Source organism: Streptomyces sp. NPDC088554, assembly GCF_044752945.1.
Taxonomy (GTDB): domain Bacteria; phylum Actinomycetota; class Actinomycetes; order Streptomycetales; family Streptomycetaceae; genus Streptomyces.
The window spans coordinates 35,159-58,620 of record NZ_JBIVMF010000006.1 but is presented as its reverse complement, the minus strand read 5'-3'; the positions used below and the strand labels follow the sequence as shown (position 1 = coordinate 58,620).

The following is a 23,462-nucleotide window of genomic DNA, read 5'->3' as shown; positions in this document are numbered from 1 at the left end:
GGCACCGTGTGGAGGGGGGTCCCGACGTGGCGGGAACGCGTATCCGGCGCCGTGCGCAGCGGCTCGAACGGCGGCGTGCGGCCCGGCACCATGTGATGGCCGCCGCGGCCTCCGTGGTGGTGGCGGTCGGGACGGTCACCGGAGTGCTGACCGCGACGGCCGGCCCGGCCGGGCGGAACACCGCCGCCCCCGAGATCACCGAATCGATGACGCCCGCACCGCTGCCCGCCGTTCCCACCCCGTCGCCCCCGGCCGCACCGTTCCCGGCGCCGCCCCCGGCGCGGCCGTCGGTGGAGCCGTCGACGGAGCCGTCGACGGGGATACCGAGCGGGGGCCCGGCCGCCTCCCCGTCCCCGTCCCGTACGGCCGGGTCCGCGCCGCCGGACGCGGCGGCGCCCGCCCGTACGGAACCGGCCGCCGCCGCGCTCTACCGGCACCCCGCGTCCCAGGTGCTCGACTGGGTCGCCGAGCACCCCGGCGACCCCCGGCGCCCGCTGATCGCGTCCCGGATCGCGGCGCGTCCGGCGGCGGTCTGGTTCGCCGCGTACAACCCCGGGACCGTCACCGGCCAGGTGCGCTCGGTGGCGGCCGGGGCGGCGGCGGCCGGGCGGACGCCCGTGCTCGTGCCGTACGCGATACCCGACCGGGACTGCGGCGGCGCCTCCGCGGGCGGGGCGCCCGACCTCGCCGCGTACGACGGCTGGATCGAGGACTTCGCGGCCGGACTCGCCGACGGGCCCGCCATCGTGATCCTGGAACCCGACTCGGTCGCGCTCTCCGACTGCCTGGAACCCCGGGACCGGGCCGCGCGCTACGCCTCACTGGCCCGCGCGGGACGGACGATCCACGCCGCCGCGCCCCGGGCGAAGGTCTACTTCGACGCCGGGCACTCCGGCTGGCACGCCGCGACCAAGCAGGCGTCCCTGCTGCGGGCGGCGGGCGCGGCCGACAGCGGGGACGGCATCTTCACCAATGTGGCCAACTTCCACCGCACCCCCGACGAAGCGGTCTACGCCCGGCAGGTGCTGGCCGCGCTCGACGGCCCCGCCCGGCTCGGCGCCGTCATCGACACCAGCCGCAACGGCAACGGCGCGCCGCCCGCCGGACAGTGGTGCGATCCGGCGGGCCGGGCGCTGGGGCAGCCGCCGACGACGGAGACGGGCGAGGCGCGGATCGACGCGTATCTGTGGGTGAAGCTGCCGGGGGAGTCGGACGGCTGCACGGGCGCGGCCGGTTCGTTCACCCCCGACCACGCCTATGAGCTGGCGAAGGGCTGATCACCGCGGGGAGGTACGGTCCCGCGCGGCCGGTTCCCTCATATGCGCCGGGGCGAGCGCCCGCAGCACGTGGTAGCCGATGATCACCACGAGCGTGCCGAGCGCGATCCCGCTCAGCTCGAAGTTGTCGGTGATCTTCAGACCCACCCCGCCGACCCCGATGATGATGCCCGCCGCGGTCGGCACCAGATGGAGTGGATTGCGCAGGTCGACCCCGGCGTTGGTCCAGATCTGGGCGCCGAGCAGGCCGATCATCCCGTACAGGATGACGGTGATCCCGCCGAGCACCCCGCCGGGGACCGCCGCCACGACCGCGCCGAACTTCGGGCAGAGCCCGAAGAGCAGGGCGAACCCCGCGGCGGCCCAGTAGGCGGCGGTGGAGTAGACCCGGGTGGCCGCCATGACCCCGATGTTCTCGGAGTACGTGGTGTTGGCCGGCCCGCCCACGGCGGTGGAGAGCATCGACGCCGCGCCGTCCGCCGCGATGGCCGTGCCCAGCTGGTCGTCGAGCGACTCGCCCGTCATCTCGCCGACCGCCTTCACATGCCCGGCGTTCTCCGCGATCAGCGCGATGACCACCGGCAGCGCGACCAGGATCGCCGACCACTCGAAGCTCGGCGCGTGGAAGTCGGGCAGTCCGATCCACGGCGCGGAGCCGACGCCCGACAGATCGAGCCGCCAGTGGTCGACGGCCTCCGCGCCGCCCGCCGGGGAGTGGATCCGGCCGAGGATCCGGTCGAACAGCCAGGAGATCCCGTAGCCGAAGACCAGCCCGAGGAAGATCGCGATCCGGGACCAGAAACCCCGCAGACAGACCACGGCGAACCCGGTGAACGCCATCACCAGCAGCGCGGTCCACTGGTCCTGCGGCCAGTACGTCGAGGCCGTCACGGGCGCCAGGTTGAAGCCGATCAGCATCACGACCGCGCCCGTCACCACGGGCGGCATCGCGGCGTGGACGATCCGGGCACCGAAGTGCCGGACCGCGAGCCCGGTCAGGAAGAGCACCGCGCCGACCACCAGGATCGCGCCGGTGACGGTGGAGCTGTCGCCGCCCGAGGCCCGGATGATGGCGGCCACCCCGACGAAGGAGAGCGAACAGCCGAGATAGCTCGGCACCCGGCCCCGGGTCGCCAGCAGGAAGATCACCGTGGCGACCCCGGACATCATGATCGCGAGGTTGGGGTCGAGCCCCATCAGCACCGGCGCGACGAACGACGCCCCGAACATCGCCACCACGTGCTGGGCGCCGAGCCCCGCCGTACGGGGCCAGGAGAGCCGCTCGTCGGGGCGGACGACCGCGCCGGGGGCGGGGGTCTTCCCGTCGCCGTGCAGGGTCCAGCGCACGCCGAGATTCATGAGGCTCCACCTTTGTACGAGAACGTGTACGGAAAACGCGTACGACGTGTACGGAACTGAGCGTGGGCCGCAGGGAGAACCGGCGGCGGCCGGGAAACCCATGGCCCGAAAAGATCAGCTCATGGTAAATGCCGTGCTCTCCCGCCCCCGACGGGCCCGGCTCACTCCACGGGCGGGCCGCTCCTCGCCGGGGCCGCCCCCGACGGCCGCCGGTCGCCCGTACGCAGCACCCCCGCGCCCAGCACCAGACCGCAGGCCAGCAGCGTCACCAGCCCGAACGACACCACCAGCGAGGTCACATCGGCGACCGCGCCGATCGCCGAGGGCGCGATCAGCCCCGAGGTGTACGTGATGGTGGCGACCCCCGCGATGGCCTGGCTCGGGTTCGGCCCGGCGCGCCCCGCCGCCGCGAAGGCGAGCGGGACCACCACGGCCACCCCGAGCCCCAGCAGCGCGAAACCGGCCATCGCGGCCACGGGGTACGGGGCCAGGACGATCAGCAGACCGCCCGCGACGGCCAGCACCCCGCTCGTCCGTACGGTCCGTACGGCACCGAACCGGTCGACCACCCGGTCGCCCGCGAGCCGGGCCACGGCCATGGTGAGCGCGAAGGCGGTGGTCGAGGCCGCCGCGACACCGGGGGAGGTGTCCAGGACGTCCCGGAGATAGACCGCCGACCAGTCCAGGCTCGCGCCCTCCGCGAACACCGCGCAGAACCCGATCGCGCCGATGAGCAGCGCGGACCTCGGCGGCGGCGCGAAGCGCGGCGGCGCCTCCTCGCCGGGCGTGCCGCGCAGGTCCAGTACGCCCTGGCAGGCCGCCATGCCCAGCGCCGTGAGCACGACCGCCGCCAGCAGGTGGTGCAGCCGGGCATCGCTGCCCAGATGCGCAGCGAGCGCTCCGGCCGCCGAGCCGATCAGCGCGCCCACGCTCCACATGCCGTGCAGGCCGGACATGATCGACTTGTCGAGGCGCTTCTCGGTCTCGACCCCGAGGGCGTTCATCGCCACATCCGACATGCCCGCGCTCGCGCCGTACACGAACAGCGCCAGACACAGGGTCAGGAGATCGGGCGCGACGGCGGGCAGGGTCAGCGAGAGGGTCCACAGCGCGAGCAGTCCGCGCAGCGCGGTGCGCGCGCCGAAGCGGTGGCTGACCGCGCCGGCCAGCGGCATCGCGAGCGAGGCGCCGAGCGCGGGGAAGGCCAGCGCGAGGCCCAGCTGTCCCGCGCTGATCCCGGTGTGGTCCTGGATCCAGGGGACCCGGGTGGCGAAGTTCCCGGTGACCGCTCCGTGCACACAGAAGACGGCGGCGACGGCGTACCTGGCGCGCCGCAGCCTCCGCGGGTCATACGGCCCGTCCGGTCCGGACGGGCCATCAACCGCTTCGACGGACATGGGGTCCTGCTTCCCTCCTGCGACGTACGCACCCACAGCGTCTCCGTCGTCGTCGCGGACCTGCTGGGCGCCCCTTTCGCCGAGGCCGTCCTGCCCATCTTCCTGCCCGTGCCCGGCATCGTACGCCTGCCCTCGGCGCTCTCCTGCGACGGCGGCTTCCACAGTCTGGCCGGCTCGGCCGCCGTCCGTGAACTGGCCGCGGAGTACGGGATCGAGGCCGCCGCACAGCCGCCGGAACCGCCCGCCGCCGCCCTGGTCCGCGTGGCGGTGGCGCGCGACGCCGGTCATCGGGCGCGTCCGGGGAGCGGCACCGGCGGCCCATGGACGCGGGCGGGTTCCTCGACGCGCTCGCCGACCGGCTGGCCCTCGGCGCGGCCTCCGTCAGCGCCGTACTCGACCCCGGCCGGATCGTGCTGGCCGGTGAGGTCGGCCACGCGGGCGGCGCCGCCCTGGCCGCCCGCGTCGAGGACCGGCTCGCCGCGATGTCCCCGCTGCGCACGGAGGTCAGGGCCGGAACGCTCGGCGGCGCCGCCGTCCTGACCGGCGCGCTGCTCACAGCGTGGGACGCGGCACAGGACGAACTCTTCACCGCGGGACATTCCGCCCCCTGACCGTCCAGCTGTCGAGACGAGGTCCCTTTTGTGAGTCAGGCCACATAAGTCACCCGGATGGCCGACGATCAGCCGTGGCACACTGGTCGAGTACCAATAGCTAGCGCACTCCGGGGTCGGTGTAATTCCGAACCGGCGGTTATAGTCCGCGACCCGTCCGCATCCAGCGGTCGGTTGAGCAGGTGAGATTCCTGTACCGACGGTGAAAGTCCGGATGGGAGGCAGTGCGCGGCGGATCGATCGCACAGGTACGCCGCCTTGTGGGCGGTCCGTCTCCGGACGGGCCGGTCCTTCGGCTTCGGCGTTCCCGTACGCGTTCCGCTTCATCTGTCGTCATCGACAGGCCCCGGAGTCCGTGCCCGAAGAGGCAGGAGGACCCGGTGGCCACCCAGGCCCAGACCGTCACCGACGTGGACGCCATGCGTCGCGCCGTAGTGCTGGCGGCTCGCGGACTCGGCTCCACCAGCCCCAACCCGGTCGTCGGCTGCGTGATCCTCGACGCCTCGGGACAGCTCGCGGGCGAGGGGTTCCACCTCCGCGCCGGCGGCCCGCACGCCGAGGTCCACGCACTGCGCGCGGCCGGCCCCCGGGCCCGTGGCGGTACCGCGTACATCACCCTCGAACCCTGCGCCCACACCGGCCGCACCGGCCCCTGCGCCCAGGCGCTCATCGACGCCGGTATCGCCCGGGTCGAGTACGCGGTGGCCGACCCGACCCCGCAGGCGAGCGGCGGCGGCGACACCCTGCGGGGTGCCGGGATCCGCGTACGGCAGGGGCTGCTCGCCGAGGAGGCGGCGGCCGGGAACACCGCCTGGCTCACCTCCGTACGGCTCGGCCGTCCCTATGTCCTGTGGAAGTACGCGGCGACCCTCGACGGCCGGATCGCCGCCGCCGACTCCACCAGCCGCTGGATCACCTCCCCCGAGGCGCGCGCCGATGTCCACCGGCTGCGGGCCGAGGCCGACGCGGTCGTGGTCGGCTCCGGTACCGCCCGCGCCGACGACCCGCAGCTCGCCGTGCGCGGCATCGAGGGCGCCGTCCAGCCGCTGCGGGTGGTCGTCGACACCTCCGCCACCGCCGTGCGGCCCGGCGCCCGGGTCCTGGACGGCGCCGCGCCCACCCTGATCGCGATCGCCGAGGACGCCGACGCGGGCGCGCTGCCCGGGACCGTACGGCTGCCGCGCGCCGCCACCGGACTGGACATCCCCGCCCTGCTGGCCGCCCTCCACGAGCGCGGTGTGCGCTCCGTACTCCTCGAAGGCGGGCCGACCCTGGCCGGGGCGTTCATCGCCGCCGGGGCGGTCGACAAGGTCGTCGGCTATCTCGCACCCGTCCTGCTCGGCGCGGGCCCCGCGGCCCTCGCGGACGCCGGGATCGGCACGCTCGCCGAGGCGCTGCGGCTGCGGCTGACCGAGGCCGTACGGATCGGCCCCGACCTGCGGATCACCGCGACCCCCGAATCCCTTCCTGTCACGCCTGCCATGCCTGCCATGCCTGCCATGCCTGCCATGACTGTCCCGCCTGTCACAAAGGAGCGTTGAGTGTTCACCGGAATCGTCGAAGAACTGGGTGAGGTCACCGCCATCGAGAACCTCGGTGACGCCTCTCGCTTCCGACTGCGCGGACCCGTCGTCACCGAGGGCGCCGGGCACGGCGATTCCATCGCCGTCAACGGTGTCTGTCTCACGGTCGTGGACCTCGGCGACGGCGAGTTCACCGCCGATGTGATGGCGGAGACGCTCAACAGGTCCAGCCTCGGCGCGCTGAGCACCGGCTCCCGGGTCAATCTGGAGCGGCCCATGGCCCTCGGCGGCCGGCTCGGCGGACATATCGTCCAGGGCCATGTGGACGGCACCGGCACCATCGTCGAGCGCACCCCGTCCGAGCACTGGGAGATCGTCAAGGTCTCGCTGCCCGCCGCGCTGACCCGCTATGTCGTCGAGAAGGGCTCGATCACCGTCGACGGCGTCAGCCTCACGGTCGTCGACGCGGGCACCGACTACTTCACCATCAGCCTCATCCCCACCACCCTCGCGCTGACCACGCTCGGCATCAAGGGACCCGGCGACCCGGTCAACCTCGAAGTCGATGTCATCGCCAAGTACGTCGAGCGGCTGCTCGGCCACGGTACCGAGGAGACCCGGTGAGTACCCTGTCCTGGCTGAACAGTGAGGCGTTCACCGCCTTCGACCAGCACATCCTGTGGTCCGACATGATCGGCAACACCATCGGACTGGCCGCGCTCGCGCTCGGCTGGCGCCGCTCGATCTGGACCTGGCCCGCCCAGTTCCTCTCCGGCCTGATCCTGGTCGCCGCCTACTCCTCCGCCCAGCTCAGCGGCGGAGTCGGCAAGCAGCTGCTCGTCATGGGCGTGGCGCTGTGGGGCTGGCGGCTCTGGCAGCGTGGGAGGCGGCGAGCCGATGACGGTTCTTTCGGCTCGATCGCCGTCCGCTTCGCCACCTGGCGCGAGCGCGGAGTCCTCCTCGGCGGTGCGGCCCTGGGCACCCTCGCCGTCGGCGGACTGTTCGTCGCCGTACCCGAGCTGTCCTGGAACCCCTGGCCCGACGCGTACATCTTCGTCGGCACCCTCGCCGCGATGGTCGCCCAGGCCCGGGGGCTCGTCGAGTTCTGGTTCGCCTGGCTGCTCGTCGACCTCGTCGGCGTACCGCTCGCCTTCAGCAGCGGGCTCGCCTTCTCCGGCCTCGTGTACGTCGTCTACCTCGCCCTCGTCCTGTGGGGGCTGCGCGACTGGTGGCTGCGCTCCCGAGCCGGCGCCCCGTCGCCGTCCCTGGAAGGAGCAACAGCATGAGCACACCGCCCACGTGGTACTCCGTCGACAATGTCGAGGACCTCTCGCTCGACCCCGTGGAACAGGCCGTACGCGATATCGCGGCGGGCCGCCCGGTCGTCGTCGTGGACGACGAGGGCCGCGAGAACGAGGGGGATCTCGTCCTCGCGGCCGAGAAGGCCACCCCCGAGATCATCGCGTTCATGATGAGCGAGTGCCGGGGACTGATCTGCGCCCCCATGGAGGGGCCGGAGCTGGACCGCCTCGAACTCCCGCAGATGGTCGGCAACAACACCGAGTCGATGCGTACGGCCTTCACCGTCTCCGTCGACGCCTCCGCCCGACACGGCGTCACCACCGGCATCTCCGCCGCCGACCGGGCCACCACCCTGCGGCTGCTGGCCGCCGGCGGCGACAGCGGCCCCGGTGACTTCGTACGCCCCGGCCATGTCTTCCCGCTGCGCGCCAAGCCGGGCGGGGTGCTCGCCCGCGACGGCCACACCGAGGCCGCCGTCGATCTGGCGCGGCTCGCCGGACTGCGCCCGGCCGGTGCGATCGTGGAGATCGCGGGCGAGGACGGGGTGATGCTGCGGCTGCCCGAGCTGATCCCGTTCGCCCGCAAACACGGGCTGACGATCATCTCCATCGAGGACCTGATCGCCTACCGCCGGACCTCCGAGCCGACCGTACGCCGCGAGGCCGAGGTCAGCCTGCCCACGGCGTACGGCCACTTCACCGCGTACGGCTACCGCTCGGTCATCGACGGCGTCGAGCATGTCGCCCTCGTCCACGGGGAGATCGGCGACGGCGAGGACCTGCTCGTCCGCGTCCACTCCGAGTGCCTGACCGGCGACATCTTCAGCTCCCAGCGCTGCGACTGCGGCCCGCAGCTCCAGGCGTCCATGGAGCGCGTCACCGCCGAGGGGCGCGGGGTCGTCGTCTATCTGCGCGGCCACGAGGGGCGCGGCATCGGCCTGCTGTCCAAGCTGCGCGCGTACGAACTCCAGGAGCGCGGCCGGGACACCCTCGACGCCAACCTGGAACTCGGCCTGCCCGCCGACGCCCGCGACTACGCGGCGGGCGCGCGGATCCTCGACGACCTCGGGGTACGCGGCCTGCGGCTGATGACCAACAACCCCGACAAGATCACGGCGCTCGTCGCGCACGGGCTGCGGGTCACCGGGCGCGAGCCCATGCCCGTACAGGCCGGCGAGCACAACCTGCGCTACCTGCGGACCAAGCGCGACCGGATGGGCCACGACCTGCCGTGGCTCGACCCGGCGGCGGCCACCTGCGGCAACCAGTAATCCACCAGGCAACTCAGCACCCAACTCAGCAGGCACGACCCCCGAGGAGAGACGTGAGCGGCAAGGGCGCACCCGAACTGAGCGTGAAGAACTGCGGAGACCTCCGGGTCGCCGTGATCGCGGCGCAGTGGCACGAGCAGATCATGGACGGTCTCGTCGACGGCGCCCTGCGCGCGCTGCGGGACCTCGGCATCGACGAACCGACCCTGCTGCGCGTCCCCGGCAGCTTCGAACTGCCGGTGGTCGCCAAGGTGCTCGCCGGACGCGGATACGACGCGGTCGTCGCCCTCGGCGTGGTCATCCGGGGCGGCACCCCGCACTTCGAGTACGTGTGCCAGGGCGTCACCCAGGGCCTCACCCAGGTCTCGGTCGACACCGGGGTGCCCATCGGCTTCGGCGTACTGACCTGTGACACCGAGGAACAGGCGCTCGACCGCGCGGGTCTGGAAGGGTCGCACGAGGACAAGGGGCACGAAGCGGTCACCGCCGCCGTCGCCACCGCGACCACCCTGCGCACCATTGCCGAACCCTGGCGCCAGACGTCCGGAGCGGGCCGCTAAAGTGACCCCCATCATGCCGAAGAAGACGTTCGAGGAGCTGTTCACCGAGCTCCAGCAGAAGGCCGCCACGGGCGACCCCGCCACCTCGCGCACCGCCGAACTCGTCGGCAAAGGCGTGCACGCCATCGGGAAGAAGGTCGTCGAAGAGGCGGCCGAGGTCTGGATGGCCGCCGAGCACGAGGGCAAGGAAGCCACCGCCGAGGAGATCTCCCAGCTCCTCTACCACGTCCAGGTGATGATGGTGGCGCGTGGCATCTCCCTCGACGACGTGTACGCCCATCTCTGAGCCTGTACCCGGGATCACCGCTCCTTCCGTCCACCCTCTCGTGCAAAGGAACCCCACCTCATGCTGCGCATCGCGATTCCCAACAAGGGTTCACTCTCGGGACCTGCGTCGGCGATGCTCCATGAGGCGGGTTACCAGCAGCGCAAGGAGTCCAAGGAACTCGTCCTGGTCGACCCGGACAACGAGGTGGAGTTCTTCTACCTCCGCCCCCGCGACATCGCGATCTATGTGAGTTCCGGCCGGCTCGACATCGGCATCACCGGCCGGGACCTGCTGCTGGACTCGCAGGCCGAGGCGGAGGAGATCTTCCCCCTCGGCTTCGCGCGCTCCACCTTCCGCTACGCCACCCGGCCGGGCACGGCGGGCGGCGTCGAGGACTTCGGCGGGATGACCGTCGCCACCTCGTACGAGGGAATCGTCGCCAACCACCTCGCGGTCAACGGCGTCGACGCCTCCGTCGTCCACCTGGACGGCGCCGTCGAGACCGCGATCGAGCTGGGCGTCGCCCAGATCATCGCCGATGTCGTCGAGACCGGCACCTCGCTGCGCAACGCGGGGCTGGAGGTGATCGGCGAGCCGATCATGACCTCCGAGGCGATCGTCATCCGCCGTATCGGCGCGGACGCCGACGAGCCGAAGGTACGGCAGTTCCTCCGCCGCCTCCAGGGCGTCCTCGTCGCCCGTACGTACGTGATGATGGATTACGACTGCCGCGCCGAGCACCTGGAGCGCGCCGTCTCCCTCACCCCGGGCCTGGAGTCGCCGACCGTCTCCCCGCTGCACAACGAGGGCTGGGTCGCGGTCCGCGCGATGGTCCCGGCCAAGGAGGCGCAGCGGATCATGGACGATCTGTACGAGCTGGGCGCGCGGGCCATCCTCACCACGGCCATCCACGCCTGCCGGCTCTGACGCTCCCCACCGGCTCCGACCCCACTCCGGGAGGACGAGAACCCATGTCCGCGCCCCAGCCCGAACTGCCCACGCTGCCGGTCACCTTCCGGCCGACCCGTACCCGGGCCGTACTGCTGACCGTGGGCGCGGTCATGTGCATCGTCATCACGGCCATCGCTCTGCTGCTGGAGCAGCTGAACCCGGGGGAGCGGTTGAGCTTCATCCTCACGGCGGTGGGATTCTTCGGCGTACTGGTACTGCTCAGCCGTCCCAAGGTCGTCGCCGACGAGACCGGGGTGACCGTCGTCAATATCACGCGCAGCCGCAGACTGGACTGGGCCGAGATCGTCCGGGTCAATCTGCGGTCCGGCGACGCCTGGGTCCTCCTCGACCTCAGCGACGGCAGCAGCCTGGCGGCGATGGGCATCCAGCCGGGTATCGCCGCCGAGCAGGCCATCCGCGACGCGCGTGCCCTGCGCGCCCTCGCGGAGTCCCGGGCCGCGAGCGCTATCGCGGGTTCCGGCAGCGGCGGCTGATCACCGGTCTTCCGAGCGCACTGCCCCGCACGCCCTGTCGTGATTACTCTTGTCGCGGAGGCGCCGAGCGCGCCCCGCCCCGCGGGCGACGGCCGTGTCCGGCCCGCGAGGCACCTGCGACACGAGGAGTGACTCCCTCCAGCAATGGACGGATCATCCGGTAGTACCTGCGCCGCCCCCTTCGAAGAGGCGGCGGCATGACCATCCCCCTTCTGCTGCTCGCCGCAGCGTTCCTTCTCATTCTGGCCAACGGCTTCTTCGTGGCAGCCGAGTTCGGCCTCATCACGGTGGACCGGCCCGACGCCGAACGCGCGGCGGCCGAGGGCGACCGCCGCGCCCGGTCCGTCGTACGGGCCCTGCGGGAACTCTCCTTCCAGCTCTCCGGAACCCAGCTGGGCATCACCATCACCTCCCTCGTGGTCGGCATGCTGGCCGAACCCGCGCTCGCCCAGCTGCTGGACGGGCCGCTCCTGGCGACCGGCCTGCCGGCCCGGGCCGTCCCCGGGGTCGCGGTGGTGCTCGGCATGCTGCTGGCCTCCGCCGTCCAGATGGTGATCGGCGAACTCGTCCCCAAGAACTGGGCGGTCTCCCGGCCGCTCCAGGTCGCGCGGTTCGTGGCCGGGCCCCAGCACCGGTTCGCCACCGTCTTCCGGCCGGTGATCACCCTGCTCAACACCGTCGCCAACCGGCTCGTCAGAATGTTCGGCGTCGAGCCCACCGACGAACTGGCCTCGGCCCGCACCCCCGGCGAGCTCGTCTCCCTGGCCCGGCACTCCGCCCGCGCGGGCACCCTCGAACAGGACACCGCCGACCTGTTCGTACGGACCCTCTCGCTCGGCCGGCTCACCACGCAGCACGTCATGACCCCCCGGGTGAAGGTCAGCGCGCTCCAGTACGACGCGACCGCGGCGGACGTCCTCAACCTCACCCGTGCCACCGGGCTGTCCCGCTTCCCCGTCTACCGGGAGCGCATCGACGAGATCGTCGGCATGGTGCACCTCAAGGACGCGCTCGCCGTATCCGTACCGGAGCGACCGCGCACCCCGGTCGGCCGGATCGCCGTCCCGGCGCTGCTGGTGCCCGAGACCCTGCCCGTACAGCAGCTGCTGGAGCGGCTGCGCAGCGAGCAGCCGATAGCCGTCGTGATCGACGAGTACGGCGGCACGGCCGGGGTGGTCACCCTGGAGGACATCATCGAGGAACTGGTCGGCGAGGTACGCGACGAGCACGACGCCGAGGGCGACGGGCACCCCGACCCGACCCCCGTCGCCCCCGAGGACGGCAGGCCCGTCTGGGAGGCCGACGGCAGCTGCCGGGTGCTCACCCTGCGGCGGATCGGCCTCGACGTACCGGACGGGCCCTACGAGACCCTCGCCGGACTGGTCGCCGAGCTGCTCGGCCGGATCCCGGCCCCCGGCGACCGGGCGGAACTGCCCGGCTGGCGGCTCTCCGTACGCCAGGTGGACCGCTACCGGGCCGAGCGCGTCCGGCTGGTACGGACCGCAGACGCCCCGGTGGGCGTCCTGTCCGACCGGCCCACGGACGTCCCGGCCGATGTTCCCGCGGACCCGCCGGCCGAGGAGGTCCCCGCCGACCCGCCGTACCGGGCGGTGCCCGAGGCGCTTCCCGAGGCGGTCCCCGCCGAGCTGGCGGCCATGGCGGAGGGCGCCCGATGAGCGCCCTGCAACTCGCCTTCGCCCTCCTGCTGGTCCTGGCCAACGGCTTCTTCGTCGGCGCGGAGTTCGCCCTGGTCTCCGTACGCCGCAGCCAGATCGAGCCGCATGCCGCGCTCGGCTCGGCGCGGGCCCGGCAGGTGCTGCACGGCCTGGAGAATCTGCCGCAGATGATGGCGGCAGCCCAGTTCGGCATCACCGTCTGCTCCCTGACCCTCGGCGCCGTCGCCGAACCCACCGTGGCGAAACTGCTGGAGCCCGTCTTCCACGCGGTCCACATGCCGGAGGGCCTGATCCATCCGCTGGGCTATGTCATCGCCCTGGCGCTGGTGGTCTTCCTGCACCTGGTCATCGGCGAGATGGTCCCCAAGAACCTCGCCATGGCCGCGCCGGAGCGGACCGCGCTCCGGCTCGGCCCCGCCCTGGTCGGCTTCGCCCGGCTCTGCCGTCCGGTGACGGCCGGACTCGGGGCCTGCGCGCGGCTGGTGCTGATGGCCTTCCGCGTCGAGCCCAAGGACGAGGTGGAGGCGGTGTTCACCAGTGAGCAGCTCAACCGGCTCGTCGAGGACTCGGGCCAGGCCGGACTGCTCGAACCCGAGGCGCAGGAGCGGCTGGAGGACGCGTTGGAGCTGGGCAGCCGACCGGTCACCGATGTGCTCCTGACCCGCGCCTCACTGGTGGCGGTCACCCCGGCGGTCACCCCGCGCGAGATCGAGGAGCTGACGGTACGCACCGGCTACTCCCGCTTCCCGGTCTGCGCGGAGGGCAGCGGTGCCTTCATGGGCTTCCTGCACGTCAAGGACGTCCTGGACCTGGAGGCCCGCGAACGGGCCGTACCGCAGCACGTCTGGCGGCCGATGGCGACGCTGCGGGCGGAACTCCCGCTGGACGACGCGCTCACCGTGATGCGCCGGGCCGCCACCCACCTCGCCCAGGTCGCGGACGCGTCGGGGCGGGTGTTGGGGCTGGTGGCCCTGGAGGACGTACTGGAAATGCTGGTGGGAGAGGTACGGGACCCCTCGCACAAGGTGGCCGCTGTTTAAGGCTCGGGGTTCGCCTCCGGGGCGCTCCTGCCGCTGTCGACAGCCGACCGTGCTCGGTTCGCTCGTTCCTCACGAACCTCCGCGCGCTCTCCTTTTCCGACAGCGGCGCGCCCCTTCGGTCCACTCGCCGAAGGGGCGCCGGGGGCGGACCGCGCGCTATCCGCCCTTGCGGCCCGAGAGGACCTCGCCGTATGCCTGCATCAGGTCCGGCAGCCGCAGGGTGGCCAGGTCGGCGCGGGTGGGGCGGCCGGTGTAGCCGGAGAGGCGCAGGTCGCGGTAGGCGCAGCTTTTCTCGTACAGGGTACGGACGAAGCGGCCGTTGCCGAGTTCGTCGATCCAGCCCTGGTCGACGACATGGCCGCTGATGGAGCGCAGCTCGTCGGTGGACTCGTCGTCCCAGACGTCGCCGTTCTCGGCGGCGAGTACGCCGCCGATGGCGGTGAGTTCGAGGGGGCGGTAGCTGGGGAAGTCGACACGGCTGGTGAAGCGCGAGGAGAGCCCGGGGTTGGTGGCGAGCAGCCGGTCCATGCCTTCGGGGTAGCCCGCGAGTATGACCACGAGGTGGTCGCGGTTGTCCTCGGCGCGTTTGAGGAGGACCTGGAGGGCTTCGTCACCGTACGCGTCGCCCTTGCTGTAGCCGGAGTTGGAGAGGCTGTACGCCTCGTCCACGAAGAGGACCCCGCCGATCGCCGAGTCGATCAGCTCGTTCGCCTTGACGGCGGTCTGGCCGAGGAACTCGCCCACCAGGTCGGCGCGTTGGGCCTCGACCAGATGGTCGCCGCCGAGCAGGCCGAGGGCGTAGAAGATACGGCCGAGGATCCGGGCGACGGTGGTCTTGCCGGTGCCGGAGGGGCCGGAGAAGACGAAGTGGCGTTTGGGCGGCTGGACGGGAAGGCCCTCGCCCGCCCGTAGCCGTGCCATGTTCAGCTGTGCGGAGATGGCTTTGACCTGGCGTTTCACCGGTTCCAGACCGACCATCCGCTCCAGTTCCGCGAGGGCGTCGGCGAGCAGCGCGGGATCGGTGGGGCCCTGGGGGAAGCGCGGGGGCGGCGGCTGGGCGGGGGCGGGCGGGGCCTTCTCCCGGATGGGTTCGGGGGTGGTGGACGGCGGGCCGCCGGGCGGTGGTCCCGGCGGTGCCTGGCCGCCGAACGGCAGGTCGGAGCCGAGCGGGCTCTCCGTCTCGATGGGCTGGGTCTGGGCCTCGGAGCTGTCCACGGTGTCCTGGCCGAGCCCGGCCAGCGCGACGGAGGCGAGGCCCATCGGGTCGTCCGGGCCTTCGTATCCGTCGGAGTCGGTGATCGCGGCGAGCCGGGCCGCGGTGTCCATGAACGCGGGGTCGAGCCGGTGCACGGCCCGGTACAGGGGGAGCGCGGCGGCGCTGCGGCCGGTGCCCTCGTGGGCGCGGGCCAGCCAGTACCGCAGCTCCTTGCGCTGGGGCTGTTCGCTGCGGCAGCGCATCAGCGAGGTGGCGAGCAGCGGTTCGGCCTGTCCGTACATCTCCAGCCGGACCCGGGCCATGCCGCCGAAGAGTCCGGCCTCGATGCCCAGCAGCGGGTCGTGGACGAGCGGTTCGGTGTGGCGCACCAACTGGTCCCAGTCCTTGACCAGATAGGCGCGGCAGGCGTGCAGGAAGCGCACCTGCGGATCGGCGTCGACCGGTGGCAGTCCGGCCAACGCCCGGTCCAGGTCCGGGACATGGCGGCCGTCCAGCCAGTGGGAGGCGTGGGCGAGCAGCAGATCGCGGCCGCTCTCCAGCAGCGGCTGGACCCACCAGCCCAGCCAGTACCAGGAGTTGAGGGTGCGACGGTGGCGGGAGCGCTGTTCGCCGAAGCGGTCGCGGTGGCGGTACATGTGGAGCAGGGCCGAGGTGGTGTCGACACGCAGCGCGTGCAGCCCGAGCCAGCCGTCGGCCATCCCGGGGTCGAGCCGTACGGCGGTCCCGAACTCCTCCTCCGCCTGGGGGTACGCCCCCATGGTGTAGGCGTCCACGCCGCGCACCCAGGCGAGGTCGGCCGGGGCACCGGTGCCCTGCGTGCCGATTTCCATCAGGTCCCCCACAAACCGTGCCCCCGTGATGTCCCGCCGGGCGGGCGCCCGTCGGCAGCGTGCTGAACCACTGTGTCGCGGACGGGAATTGACCGCACCGAGAGGCATCGTACCTGCGCAGAGGGTGTGCGACTAAGGGCGCCGTCCGGGGTCCGGCCGGTGACCCAAAGTGAGCGGGGGAGGGGCGCGGCACGCGGGGAACGGCGGCGGAGGGGCGGAACGAAGCCCCCGATCACGGGGGAACAACCGGGGGCTTCGCGTCCGCGGCGGCTCCGAAAAGCCGCACATTAAGAACGTAAGACCTGTCCCGCCCCCCGGTCAAGCCGAGTTGGGCACTGGGCCCGGACCGATCGCCGGCCGCTCAGTACGGAGACGGAAGGTGATCACCGTGGGTGACGTTCGGATCCTGTCCGGCCGTGGCATGAGGCCCCGGGAGCACCTCGTACCCCTTCTGCCTCTCACGTACCAGGGTGTCGGCGAAAGGCCGGGACGGGTCGAGGGCGAAGTGGCGTGTCTCTGCCACTGTCCAGCCGTCCCAGAAAACGGACTGGGCGGGTCCGTCGCGCCGCCGCCCGCGGTCCCAGGACTCCTCGGCGCCCCGGTCCATCCAGAGCAGCCGCGCGAGATACGGCCGCAGGGCCGCCCGCCCGGCCCCGACTCCCTCGATCACCACGACGGCGGAGGCGGGCAGGGCGCGTGGGGCGCCGAAGCGGCGCGCGGTCCAGTCGTACGCCGGATACCATGCCGTCGCGCCTCGGGAGAACGGCCCGATGACGCACTCCGTCAGCCGCTCCGTCCACGCGAACAGCTCCTCGTGGGTCGCGAGGTCGTCGAGCCGCAGCACCGGAGTGCCACCGAGCGCCGCCGCGAGCCGGGCCGCGAAGGTGCTCTTGCCCGACCCCGCGTGGCCGTCGACCGCGATCAGCCGGACCGGACCGCAGGAGGGCGGCAGGGCGCGCAGGGTCTCGGCGGTGCCGGTCAGGGAGTCCATGGGGCCACTGTACGAAGGAACCGCGCCGCCGCACGAAGCGCGCCGCCCCGCCCGTACCGCCGGGCCGGTACTGCCCGGCCGACGCGGCCCGAATCGGTGGCAGGAGACCGCCCGCTACCGGGATAGTGAACGACTGCCCGAGCAGCCCCGTCCCCCGGAGGCCCCCATGATCCGTCCCACCTCGCGCAGGACCGTCCTCACCACCGCTCTCGCGGTCGCCGCCGCCACCGGGGTGGCGGGCGCCGCCCCGGCCGACGCCGCCTCGTCGCCCCCGCTGCCCCCTCCGCTCCCGGAGGCCCTCGTGGACAACGCCTTCTGGACCTCGTACGCGGACTGGAGCGCGGGCACCACCGAGGGCACCCGGGCCGTCGCGGGGGCCCGGCCCGCGCTGGTGATCGCCGAGCCGGCCGGCCGTACCGACTACACCGATCCGCACACCGGCAAGGTCACCACCTGGGAGTACGCCACCTGGACCTCGCCCCGGCACCGTTCCAGGGTCCCCGCCACCGAGGTGATCGCCTCCTGGAACGCGCACACCCCGTCCGGCACCTGGCTCCGGATCGAGCTGAGCGGCCGGTACGCCGACGGCACCGACACCCCCTGGTACGTGATGGGCCGCTGGACCTCCGGCGACGGCGAGGACGACATCCGCCGCACCTCCCTCGACGGCCAGAGCGACGGGCGCTCCAGCGTCTGGACGGACACCTGGGCGGTGGACGCCCCGGCGAGCGGGGAGCGCCTCGTCTCGTACCTGCTGCGGCTCACGCTCCACCGCAGGCCGGGCAGCGGGCTCACACCGCTGGTCCACCGGGTCGGCGCGATGGCCTCGGACGTCCCCGACCGCTTCACCGTCCCCGCCTCCACCCCCCGGCTCGCGCGCGAGCTGTCCGTGCCCCGCTACTCGCAGGAGATCCACATCGGGCAGTACCCGGAGTACGACAACGGCGGCGAGGCGTGGTGCAGTCCCACCTCCGCGCAGATGATCATCGAGTACTGGGGCCGGCGGCCCACCGCCGAACAGCTCGCCTGGGTGAACCCCGCCTTCGCCGACCCGCAGGTCTGCCACGCGGCCCGGTACACCTACGACTACCAGTACGAGGGCTGCGGCAACTGGCCGTTCAGCGCCGCGTACGCCGCCACGTACCGCGACATCGGCTCCGCCGTCACCCGGCTCGGCTCGCTCACCGAGGCCGAGACGCTCATCCGCGCGGGGATCCCCCTCATCACCTCGCAGTCCTTCCTCAAGGAGGAGCTGACCGGGGCCGGGTACGGCACCTCGGGCCATCTGATGACGCTGATCGGCTTCACCGCCGACGGCGATGTGATCGCCAACGACCCCAACTCGCCGGACAACCCCGCCGTACGCCGGGTCTACCGCCGCGCGGAGTGGGAGACGGTCTGGCTGCGCACCAAGCGGTACAACGCCACGGGCAAGGTCGTGTCGGGGACGGGCGGGGTCTGCTACGTCTTCTGGCCCGCCGAGCCCTCGTCGGCCCAGCGCACGGCCCTGCGGTCGGTGGGCCTGCTCTGACGCGTCCGGCCGGCCCGTCCGGCCGGCCCGTCCGGCCGGGCCGTCCGGCCGGGCCGGACGCGCGGGCCCGACGGCTGTGGCGTCCGGCACATTCCGGACGGTACGCCCCCGCAGCCGCACGCCGGGACGGGGCCGGTCCCCGGGGCAGTGGCCCAGGTCACTGCCCCGGGGCCGGTTTCGCTGGCACTGTGAGGGGGCCACCGGGGGGACGGTGGCCCGGGGGGTGTCCACCGCCGTACTCAACGCAAGCGAGAGCCCATGACCGCCACCGCCGCCCTCACCACCGTCAGCGCCTCCCTCGACCGCGTCCGCGACCGGGCCCGCACCGGAGGCCCCAAGGACGACGGGCCGCAGCTGCTGGAGCAGCTGCTCGGCTGGACCCTGGTCGTCCTGCTGGCCGTCCTCGTCTCGCACACCGGACTTCTGTAACCACTTCACAAGTGCTCCTCGTGTCTCTGCGATACTGCGGGAATTCTTGCGGGAATTCCGTGGCAGCCGGAGACCAGGACGCGAATGTGAATAGCAGTCAACAGCGTGGTTCTTCCATACGATCGCAGGCGCGGCGCTCCGAACTCATCGCAACCGGGCGGAAGTTGTTCGCCGACACGTCCTACGACGCGCTCTCGATGGACGACATCGCGCACCACGCGGGCGTCGCCAAAGGGCTGATCTACTACTACTTCAAGAGCAAGCGCGGCTACTATCTCGCGATTGTCGAGGATTCCGTCGCGGAACTCGTCACACTCGCGGCCGGCGGCGCCGAACTCCCCCGTGCCCTGCGCGTCCGGGGCACGGTCGACGCGTACCTCCGCTTCGCCCAGCACAACGAGGCCGCGTACCGCACCATCATCACCGGCGGGGTCGGCTTCGACACCCAGGTCCAGGAGATCCGCGACGCCGTACGCACCGGACTGGTCTCCACTGTCGCCGAGGGCGCGTACGGCCACCACGACATCCCGCCCATCGCCCGGCTCGCGCTGCTCGGCTGGCTCAGCAGCGTCGAGTGGCTCACGCTCGAATGGCTGGAGTACCGGGAGGAACTCCAGCGCGAGATCCCGCGCGACCTGCTGGTACGGATGCTGCGCCACACACTGGACACGATCGAGGAGTTCGCCCCCGAGTGCCCGGCGCCCCCGCCCGACCCCGACTGGCACCCCTTCACGGGCCGCCGGGACACCCCGTGACCACGGGGGAGGGGCGGGGGGAGAACGCCTCCCCCGCCCCCTCCCCGGACATCCGCCCGGCAGGAGGGCTACCGGATGGCCTTGATCAGCTCACCGTTCGGGGTGTCCCCGCTCAGCTCCCAGAAGAAGGTGCCGCCCAGCTTCTGTTCGCTGCGGTACGCCATCTTCCCGGCGATCGTCTCCGGGGTGTCGTAGCTCCACCACTGGCCGTCGCAGAAGGCGTACGCGGTGCCCGCGACCGTACCGTTGGCCGGACAGCGCTTCGCGAGGACCTTGTAGTCCTCGACACCCGCCTCATAGGTGCCGGGAGCCGCGCTCCCGGCCGCGCCGCCCGGCTCCTTCTGGGTCACACCGGCCCAGCCGCGGCCGTAGAAGCCGATGCCGAGGAGCAGCTTGCCGGCCGGGATGCCGAGGCCCTTGAGCTTGGTGATGGCGGCATCCGAGTGGTAGCCGGCGGTCGGGATCCCCTCGTACGAGGTGAGCGCCGAGTGCGGGGCGGTGGGACCCTTCGGCTCAAAGGCGCCGAAGTAGTCGTACGTCATCGGGTTGTACCAGTCGAAGTACTTCGCGGCGCCCGCGTAGTCCGTCGCGTCGATTTTCCCGTCCTTCGAACCGTCGGCCGTGATCGCCGCCGTGACCAGGGCGTCCTTCCCGAACTCGGTGCGCAGCGCCTTCGCGAGCTTCCCGAACGCGGCGGGGCCGCTGGTGTCGCAGGACAGCCCGCAGGCGTTGGGGTACTCCCAGTCGATGTCTATGCCGTCGAAGACATCCGCCCAGCGCGGGTCCTCGACCAGCTTGCGGCAGGACTTCGCGAAGGTGGCCGGGTCCTTCGCCGCCTCACCGAACCCACCGGACCAGTTCCAGCCGCCGAACGACCAGATGACCTTGAGACCCGGGTGCAGCTTCTTCAGCTTGCGCAGCTGGTTGAAGTTGCCGCGCAGCGGCTGGTCCGCCGCGTCGGCCTCGCCGTCCACGCTCTTCGCGGCGGGGTACGCCTTCTCGTAGTCGGCGAAGGCGTCACCGAGCGCGCACGCCCCGCCGGTCACATTGCCGAAGGCGTAGTTGATGTGGGTGAGCCGGTCCGCCGACCCCGAGGTCTCGATGTCCTTGACGTGGTAATCACGGTCGTAGCCGCTCCAGTTGGTGAAGTAGCCGACCACCTTGGGACCGTTCGCGGCGGCCGGGGCCGCGTCGTCGACGGACCGGTCGGGCGGCGCGGCGCAGGCTCCGGCGAGCAGGGTCATGCCGAGGGCGGCACACGCGGCGGCAACCAGCCGGTAACGGCGGTGGGAGAGCTTGGACACAGGGCTCCTCGTGGGGGGAGGGAAGAGTCGGGGGCAATGGCCCCAGCATCGCACCGTCCCGGCCCTCCCGAACCATCCCGCGGCCGTCCCGGGCCCGCCGCGAGGGGCCTTTTCCCTGCCTTTCCCCTGGTGACGGACGGACTCCGATCGGGCATACTCAACCCGCCACAGCCGTTGATCAGCCTCTCCCCGCGATCCGGGAAGGCAACATCGGCCGGACAGATCGCCGTTCGGGGAGACCCCGGACCCAGTCGGCGGCGCACGCCCACACCTTTGCCCGTGTGACCGCCGCAGTGCCCGACAGGGAGGAGAGCGCCGCCATGCCCGACGACCGCGCCCCGCAACCGGTGGAACGCCGGCTGCCCACCGAGGAGTCCAAGGACCTCCTCGACCTCGTACGCGACATCGCCGCGCGGGAGATCGCGCCCCGCGCCGCCGAGGAGGAGGAAGCGGGACAGTTCCCGCGCCAACTCTTCGCGCTCCTCTCGGAGTCGGGGCTGCTCGGCCTCCCGTACGACTCCGCCCACGGCGGCGGGGACCAGCCGTACGAGGTCTATCTCCAGGTCCTCGAAGAACTCGCCGCCGCCCGGCTCACCGTGGGCCTCGGCGTGAGCGTCCACTCCCTGGCCTGCCACGCCCTCGCGGGCTACGGCAGCGACACCCAGCGGGCCGAGCACCTCCCCGCCATGCTCGGCGGTGGTCTGCTCGGCGCGTACTGCCTCTCCGAACCCGGCTCGGGCTCGGACGCCGCCTCGCTCAGCACCCGCGCGGTCCGGGACGGCGACGACTGGGTCATCACCGGTACCAAGGCGTGGATCACCCACGGCGGGATCGCCGACTTCTACACGGTGCTGGCGCGCACCGGAGCCGAGGGCCCGCGGGGCATCACCGCCTTCCTCGTACCGGGCGACGCCCCCGGCCTGAGCGCCGCCGCCCCCGAGAAGAAGATGGGTATGAAGGGCTCGCCCACCGCCCAACTCCACTTCGACGGCGTACGGGTGGCCGACAGCCGCCGCCTCGGCGAGGAGGGCCAGGGCTTCCCGATCGCGCTGTCCGCGCTCGACTCGGGCCGCCTCGGCATCGCCGCCTGCGCCGTCGGAGTCGCCCAGGCGGCCCTCGACGTGGCCGTCGGATACGCCACCGAACGGCGGCAGTTCGGCAAGCCCGTCGCGGACTTCCAGGGGCTGCGCTTCCTGCTCGCCGACATGGCCACCCGGATAGAGGCCGGACGCGCCCTCTATCTCGCCGCGGCACGGCTGCGCGACGCGGAGCTGCCGTTCTCCCGCCAGGCCGCCATGGCCAAGCTGTTCTGCACGGACATGGTGATGCAGGTGACCACCGACGCCGTACAGGTCCTCGGCGGCTACGGCTACACCGCGGACTTCCCGGCCGAGCGCTATATGCGCGAGGCGAAGGTGCTCCAGATCGTGGAGGGCACCAACCAGATCCAGCGCATGGTCATCGCACGGCATCTGGTGGGCCCGGAGACACGCTGAGCCCGGCGGGACACCGGGAGAGCCCCGGTGCGCGGCCCGGATCCCCGACCCGCTCGGGCCCCGGATCACGGCCGCCGCCGGGCGCCACCGCCTCTCAGGCGGCGTGCCGCCGCGCGGCGGGTACCTTGAACGGGCGCGAGCCGGGACCGCCGACATGCGAGAACGGCTGCGTCCGCCAGTCCAGCCCCTGGGGGAGCGTCAGCAGCAGCACCGTGTCCCGCTCCTGGACCTCGGCCGACTCCCCGGCCGGCCGGGCGTCCGCCGCCGGGCGGCCCGTACCCGAGCACACCGCGAGTACGAACGGGTTCCAGGGAGTGGGGCACAGCGCGTGCTCCGGCAGGGTGTCCTCGTCCGCCAGCAGCGCGATGGGCTGGACACAGTCGGGGCAGACGACCCGGTACATCTCGAAGGTGTCGTAGGAGTCGAACTCGTCGTCGGCGCCGATGAGTTCACCGGCGTCCGCGTAATCGACGGGCTCCGCGGCGTCGGCGGACCCCGGTCCGGTACGTCCGGCGTGCTTCAGGCTCTGCATGGAGACATTCCCCCTCGGATGGGCCGACCAGGCACTTGTGGTCTCGACCACAGCAAGCAATTCCCGTCGCGCGAGCCAGGTAACCGTAAGGTCTCGACGGACCGGCCCGAGGGGCTGTGGTCTTCGTCACATGCCGGGTGGGAGTGCCCCCGCGCGCGCCCGCCGACTGTGCCGGAGGCGACCCGGGGCAATAGGTTGATCCGTATGGAGGAGCTGGATCGTCAGATCGTGGAGTTGCTCGTCAAGGACGGCCGGATGAGCTACACCGACCTGGGCAAGGCCACCGGCCTGTCCACCTCGGCGGTGCATCAGCGGGTCCGCAGACTGGAGCAGCGTGGAGTCATCCGCGGCTATGCCGCCGTCGTCGACCCGGAGGCGGTCGGGCTGCCGCTGACCGCGTTCATCTCGGCGAAACCGTTCGACCCGAGCGCGCCGGACGACATCGCGGAACGCCTCGCCGGGATCACCGAGATCGAGGCATGCCACAGCGTGGCGGGCGACGAGAACTACATCCTCAAGGTCAGGGTCGCCACCCCCCTGGAGCTGGAGCACCTCCTCACCCGTATCCGCTCCCTGGCGGGCGTCTCCACCCGGACGACGGTCGTCCTCTCCACCCCGTACGAATCCCGCCCGCCCTCCCTCTGACGGCC

22 protein-coding genes, 1 pseudogene and 1 riboswitch are annotated in these 23,462 nt (G+C 72.3%); of the genes and pseudogenes, 17 read left to right on the top strand and 6 right to left on the bottom strand.

Features of this window, described 5'->3' with window-relative positions; all coding sequences use genetic code 11:
* The first annotated feature begins 26 nt into the window (after positions 1–26).
* Entirely contained in the window at positions 27–1,277 is a 1,251-nt protein-coding gene (locus ACIP8W_RS09140; RefSeq protein ID WP_402202501.1) for a glycoside hydrolase family 6 protein, read from the top strand.
* On the opposite strand, the gene ACIP8W_RS09135 is transcribed toward ACIP8W_RS09140, so the two are convergent.
* Both ACIP8W_RS09135 and ACIP8W_RS09130 read right to left on the bottom strand, forming a co-directional pair.
* Positions 1,278–2,636 carry a uracil-xanthine permease family protein gene (locus tag ACIP8W_RS09135; RefSeq protein ID WP_401949648.1) on the bottom strand — a complete coding sequence of 453 codons (1,359 nt, stop codon included), beginning with the start codon at positions 2,634–2,636 and terminating at the stop codon, positions 1,278–1,280. It lies immediately after the preceding gene.
* 161 nt (positions 2,637–2,797) lie between these two features.
* Entirely contained in the window at positions 2,798–4,033 is a 1,236-nt protein-coding gene (locus ACIP8W_RS09130; protein ID WP_401949645.1) for an MFS transporter, read from the bottom strand.
* Between the two features lie 99 nt (positions 4,034–4,132).
* Between ACIP8W_RS09130 and ACIP8W_RS09125 the strand changes: the two are divergent.
* The 11 genes and pseudogenes from ACIP8W_RS09125 to ACIP8W_RS09075 form a co-directional block, all read left to right on the top strand.
* Positions 4,133–4,644 (top strand): annotated as a pseudogene (locus tag ACIP8W_RS09125) (ROK family transcriptional regulator); the annotation flags it as partial.
* 101 nt (positions 4,645–4,745) lie between these two features.
* Positions 4,746–4,876, top strand: a riboswitch (FMN riboswitch).
* 187 nt (positions 4,877–5,063) lie between these two features.
* Positions 5,064–6,185 (top strand): bifunctional diaminohydroxyphosphoribosylaminopyrimidine deaminase/5-amino-6-(5-phosphoribosylamino)uracil reductase RibD, encoded by a 1,122-nt coding sequence (gene ribD, locus ACIP8W_RS09120; RefSeq protein WP_402202613.1) that lies wholly within the window; start codon positions 5,064–5,066, stop codon positions 6,183–6,185.
* Positions 6,186–6,791 (top strand): riboflavin synthase, encoded by a 606-nt coding sequence (locus ACIP8W_RS09115; protein WP_401949642.1) that lies wholly within the window; start codon positions 6,186–6,188, stop codon positions 6,789–6,791.
* Positions 6,788–7,453, top strand: coding sequence for a nicotinamide riboside transporter PnuC (locus tag ACIP8W_RS09110; RefSeq protein WP_401949641.1), 666 nt, complete (start codon positions 6,788–6,790; stop codon positions 7,451–7,453). The genes ACIP8W_RS09115 and ACIP8W_RS09110 overlap by 4 nt, the downstream gene beginning before the upstream one ends.
* A complete protein-coding gene (locus ACIP8W_RS09105; RefSeq protein ID WP_401949639.1) occupies positions 7,450–8,739 on the top strand; it encodes a bifunctional 3,4-dihydroxy-2-butanone-4-phosphate synthase/GTP cyclohydrolase II in 1,290 nt (429 codons plus the stop codon). Before ACIP8W_RS09110 ends, ACIP8W_RS09105 begins: the two co-directional genes overlap by 4 nt.
* Before the next feature lie 53 nt (positions 8,740–8,792).
* Complete coding sequence (ribH, locus tag ACIP8W_RS09100; protein ID WP_401949636.1) at positions 8,793–9,299, top strand: 6,7-dimethyl-8-ribityllumazine synthase; 507 nt, start codon at positions 8,793–8,795, stop codon at positions 9,297–9,299.
* A 13-nt stretch (positions 9,300–9,312) separates the two neighbouring features.
* Positions 9,313–9,585 carry a phosphoribosyl-ATP diphosphatase gene (locus tag ACIP8W_RS09095; RefSeq protein ID WP_401949633.1) on the top strand — a complete coding sequence of 91 codons (273 nt, stop codon included), beginning with the start codon at positions 9,313–9,315 and terminating at the stop codon, positions 9,583–9,585.
* 60 nt (positions 9,586–9,645) lie between these two features.
* Positions 9,646–10,494 carry an ATP phosphoribosyltransferase gene (hisG, locus tag ACIP8W_RS09090; protein ID WP_401949631.1) on the top strand — a complete coding sequence of 283 codons (849 nt, stop codon included), beginning with the start codon at positions 9,646–9,648 and terminating at the stop codon, positions 10,492–10,494.
* Positions 10,495–10,538: 44 nt separating this feature from the next.
* The gene (locus ACIP8W_RS09085; protein WP_401949628.1) at positions 10,539–11,012 is read left to right on the top strand and encodes a PH domain-containing protein; all 474 of its coding nucleotides are present in this window, start codon (positions 10,539–10,541) and stop codon (positions 11,010–11,012) included.
* A 197-nt stretch (positions 11,013–11,209) separates the two neighbouring features.
* Positions 11,210–12,688 carry a hemolysin family protein gene (locus tag ACIP8W_RS09080; RefSeq protein WP_401949626.1) on the top strand — a complete coding sequence of 493 codons (1,479 nt, stop codon included), beginning with the start codon at positions 11,210–11,212 and terminating at the stop codon, positions 12,686–12,688.
* Positions 12,685–13,728 carry a hemolysin family protein gene (locus ACIP8W_RS09075; RefSeq protein ID WP_401949624.1) on the top strand — a complete coding sequence of 348 codons (1,044 nt, stop codon included), beginning with the start codon at positions 12,685–12,687 and terminating at the stop codon, positions 13,726–13,728. Before ACIP8W_RS09080 ends, ACIP8W_RS09075 begins: the two co-directional genes overlap by 4 nt.
* Before the next feature lie 156 nt (positions 13,729–13,884).
* Here ACIP8W_RS09075 and ACIP8W_RS09070 read toward each other — a convergent pair whose 3' ends face one another.
* Both ACIP8W_RS09070 and ACIP8W_RS09065 read right to left on the bottom strand, forming a co-directional pair.
* Positions 13,885–15,774 (bottom strand): AAA family ATPase, encoded by a 1,890-nt coding sequence (locus ACIP8W_RS09070; protein WP_401949622.1) that lies wholly within the window; start codon positions 15,772–15,774, stop codon positions 13,885–13,887.
* 361 nt (positions 15,775–16,135) lie between these two features.
* The gene (locus ACIP8W_RS09065; RefSeq protein ID WP_401949620.1) at positions 16,136–16,765 is read right to left on the bottom strand and encodes a uridine kinase; all 630 of its coding nucleotides are present in this window, start codon (positions 16,763–16,765) and stop codon (positions 16,136–16,138) included.
* 166 nt (positions 16,766–16,931) lie between these two features.
* Here ACIP8W_RS09065 and ACIP8W_RS09060 point away from each other — a divergent pair, with 166 nt between their 5' ends.
* The 3 genes from ACIP8W_RS09060 (at position 16,932) to ACIP8W_RS09050 (ending at position 19,480) form a co-directional block, all read left to right on the top strand.
* Complete coding sequence (locus tag ACIP8W_RS09060) at positions 16,932–18,296, top strand: peptidase C39 family protein (RefSeq protein ID WP_402202496.1); 1,365 nt, start codon at positions 16,932–16,934, stop codon at positions 18,294–18,296.
* 258 nt (positions 18,297–18,554) lie between these two features.
* Positions 18,555–18,725, top strand: a complete 171-nt coding sequence (locus ACIP8W_RS09055) for an SCO1431 family membrane protein (protein ID WP_401949615.1) — start codon at positions 18,555–18,557, stop codon at positions 18,723–18,725.
* 86 nt (positions 18,726–18,811) lie between these two features.
* Positions 18,812–19,480 (top strand): TetR/AcrR family transcriptional regulator, encoded by a 669-nt coding sequence (locus ACIP8W_RS09050; protein WP_402154815.1) that lies wholly within the window; start codon positions 18,812–18,814, stop codon positions 19,478–19,480.
* A gap of 68 nt (positions 19,481–19,548) precedes the next feature.
* Here the strand turns inward: ACIP8W_RS09050 and ACIP8W_RS09045 are convergent, their stop codons facing one another.
* Positions 19,549–20,724, bottom strand: coding sequence for a glycoside hydrolase family 18 protein (locus tag ACIP8W_RS09045; protein ID WP_402202611.1), 1,176 nt, complete (start codon positions 20,722–20,724; stop codon positions 19,549–19,551).
* Between the two features lie 380 nt (positions 20,725–21,104).
* On the opposite strand from ACIP8W_RS09045, the gene ACIP8W_RS09040 reads away from it, so the two are divergent.
* Positions 21,105–22,280: an acyl-CoA dehydrogenase family protein gene (locus ACIP8W_RS09040; protein ID WP_402202610.1), complete on the top strand. Its 1,176-nt coding sequence runs from the start codon at positions 21,105–21,107 to the stop codon at positions 22,278–22,280.
* 94 nt (positions 22,281–22,374) lie between these two features.
* On the opposite strand, the gene ACIP8W_RS09035 is transcribed toward ACIP8W_RS09040, so the two are convergent.
* Positions 22,375–22,812 carry a hypothetical protein gene (locus tag ACIP8W_RS09035; RefSeq protein ID WP_401949610.1) on the bottom strand — a complete coding sequence of 146 codons (438 nt, stop codon included), beginning with the start codon at positions 22,810–22,812 and terminating at the stop codon, positions 22,375–22,377.
* A 204-nt stretch (positions 22,813–23,016) separates the two neighbouring features.
* Between ACIP8W_RS09035 and ACIP8W_RS09030 the strand changes: the two genes are divergently transcribed.
* Positions 23,017–23,457 (top strand): Lrp/AsnC family transcriptional regulator, encoded by a 441-nt coding sequence (locus ACIP8W_RS09030; protein ID WP_401949607.1) that lies wholly within the window; start codon positions 23,017–23,019, stop codon positions 23,455–23,457.
* The last annotated feature ends 5 nt before the right edge of the window (positions 23,458–23,462 follow it).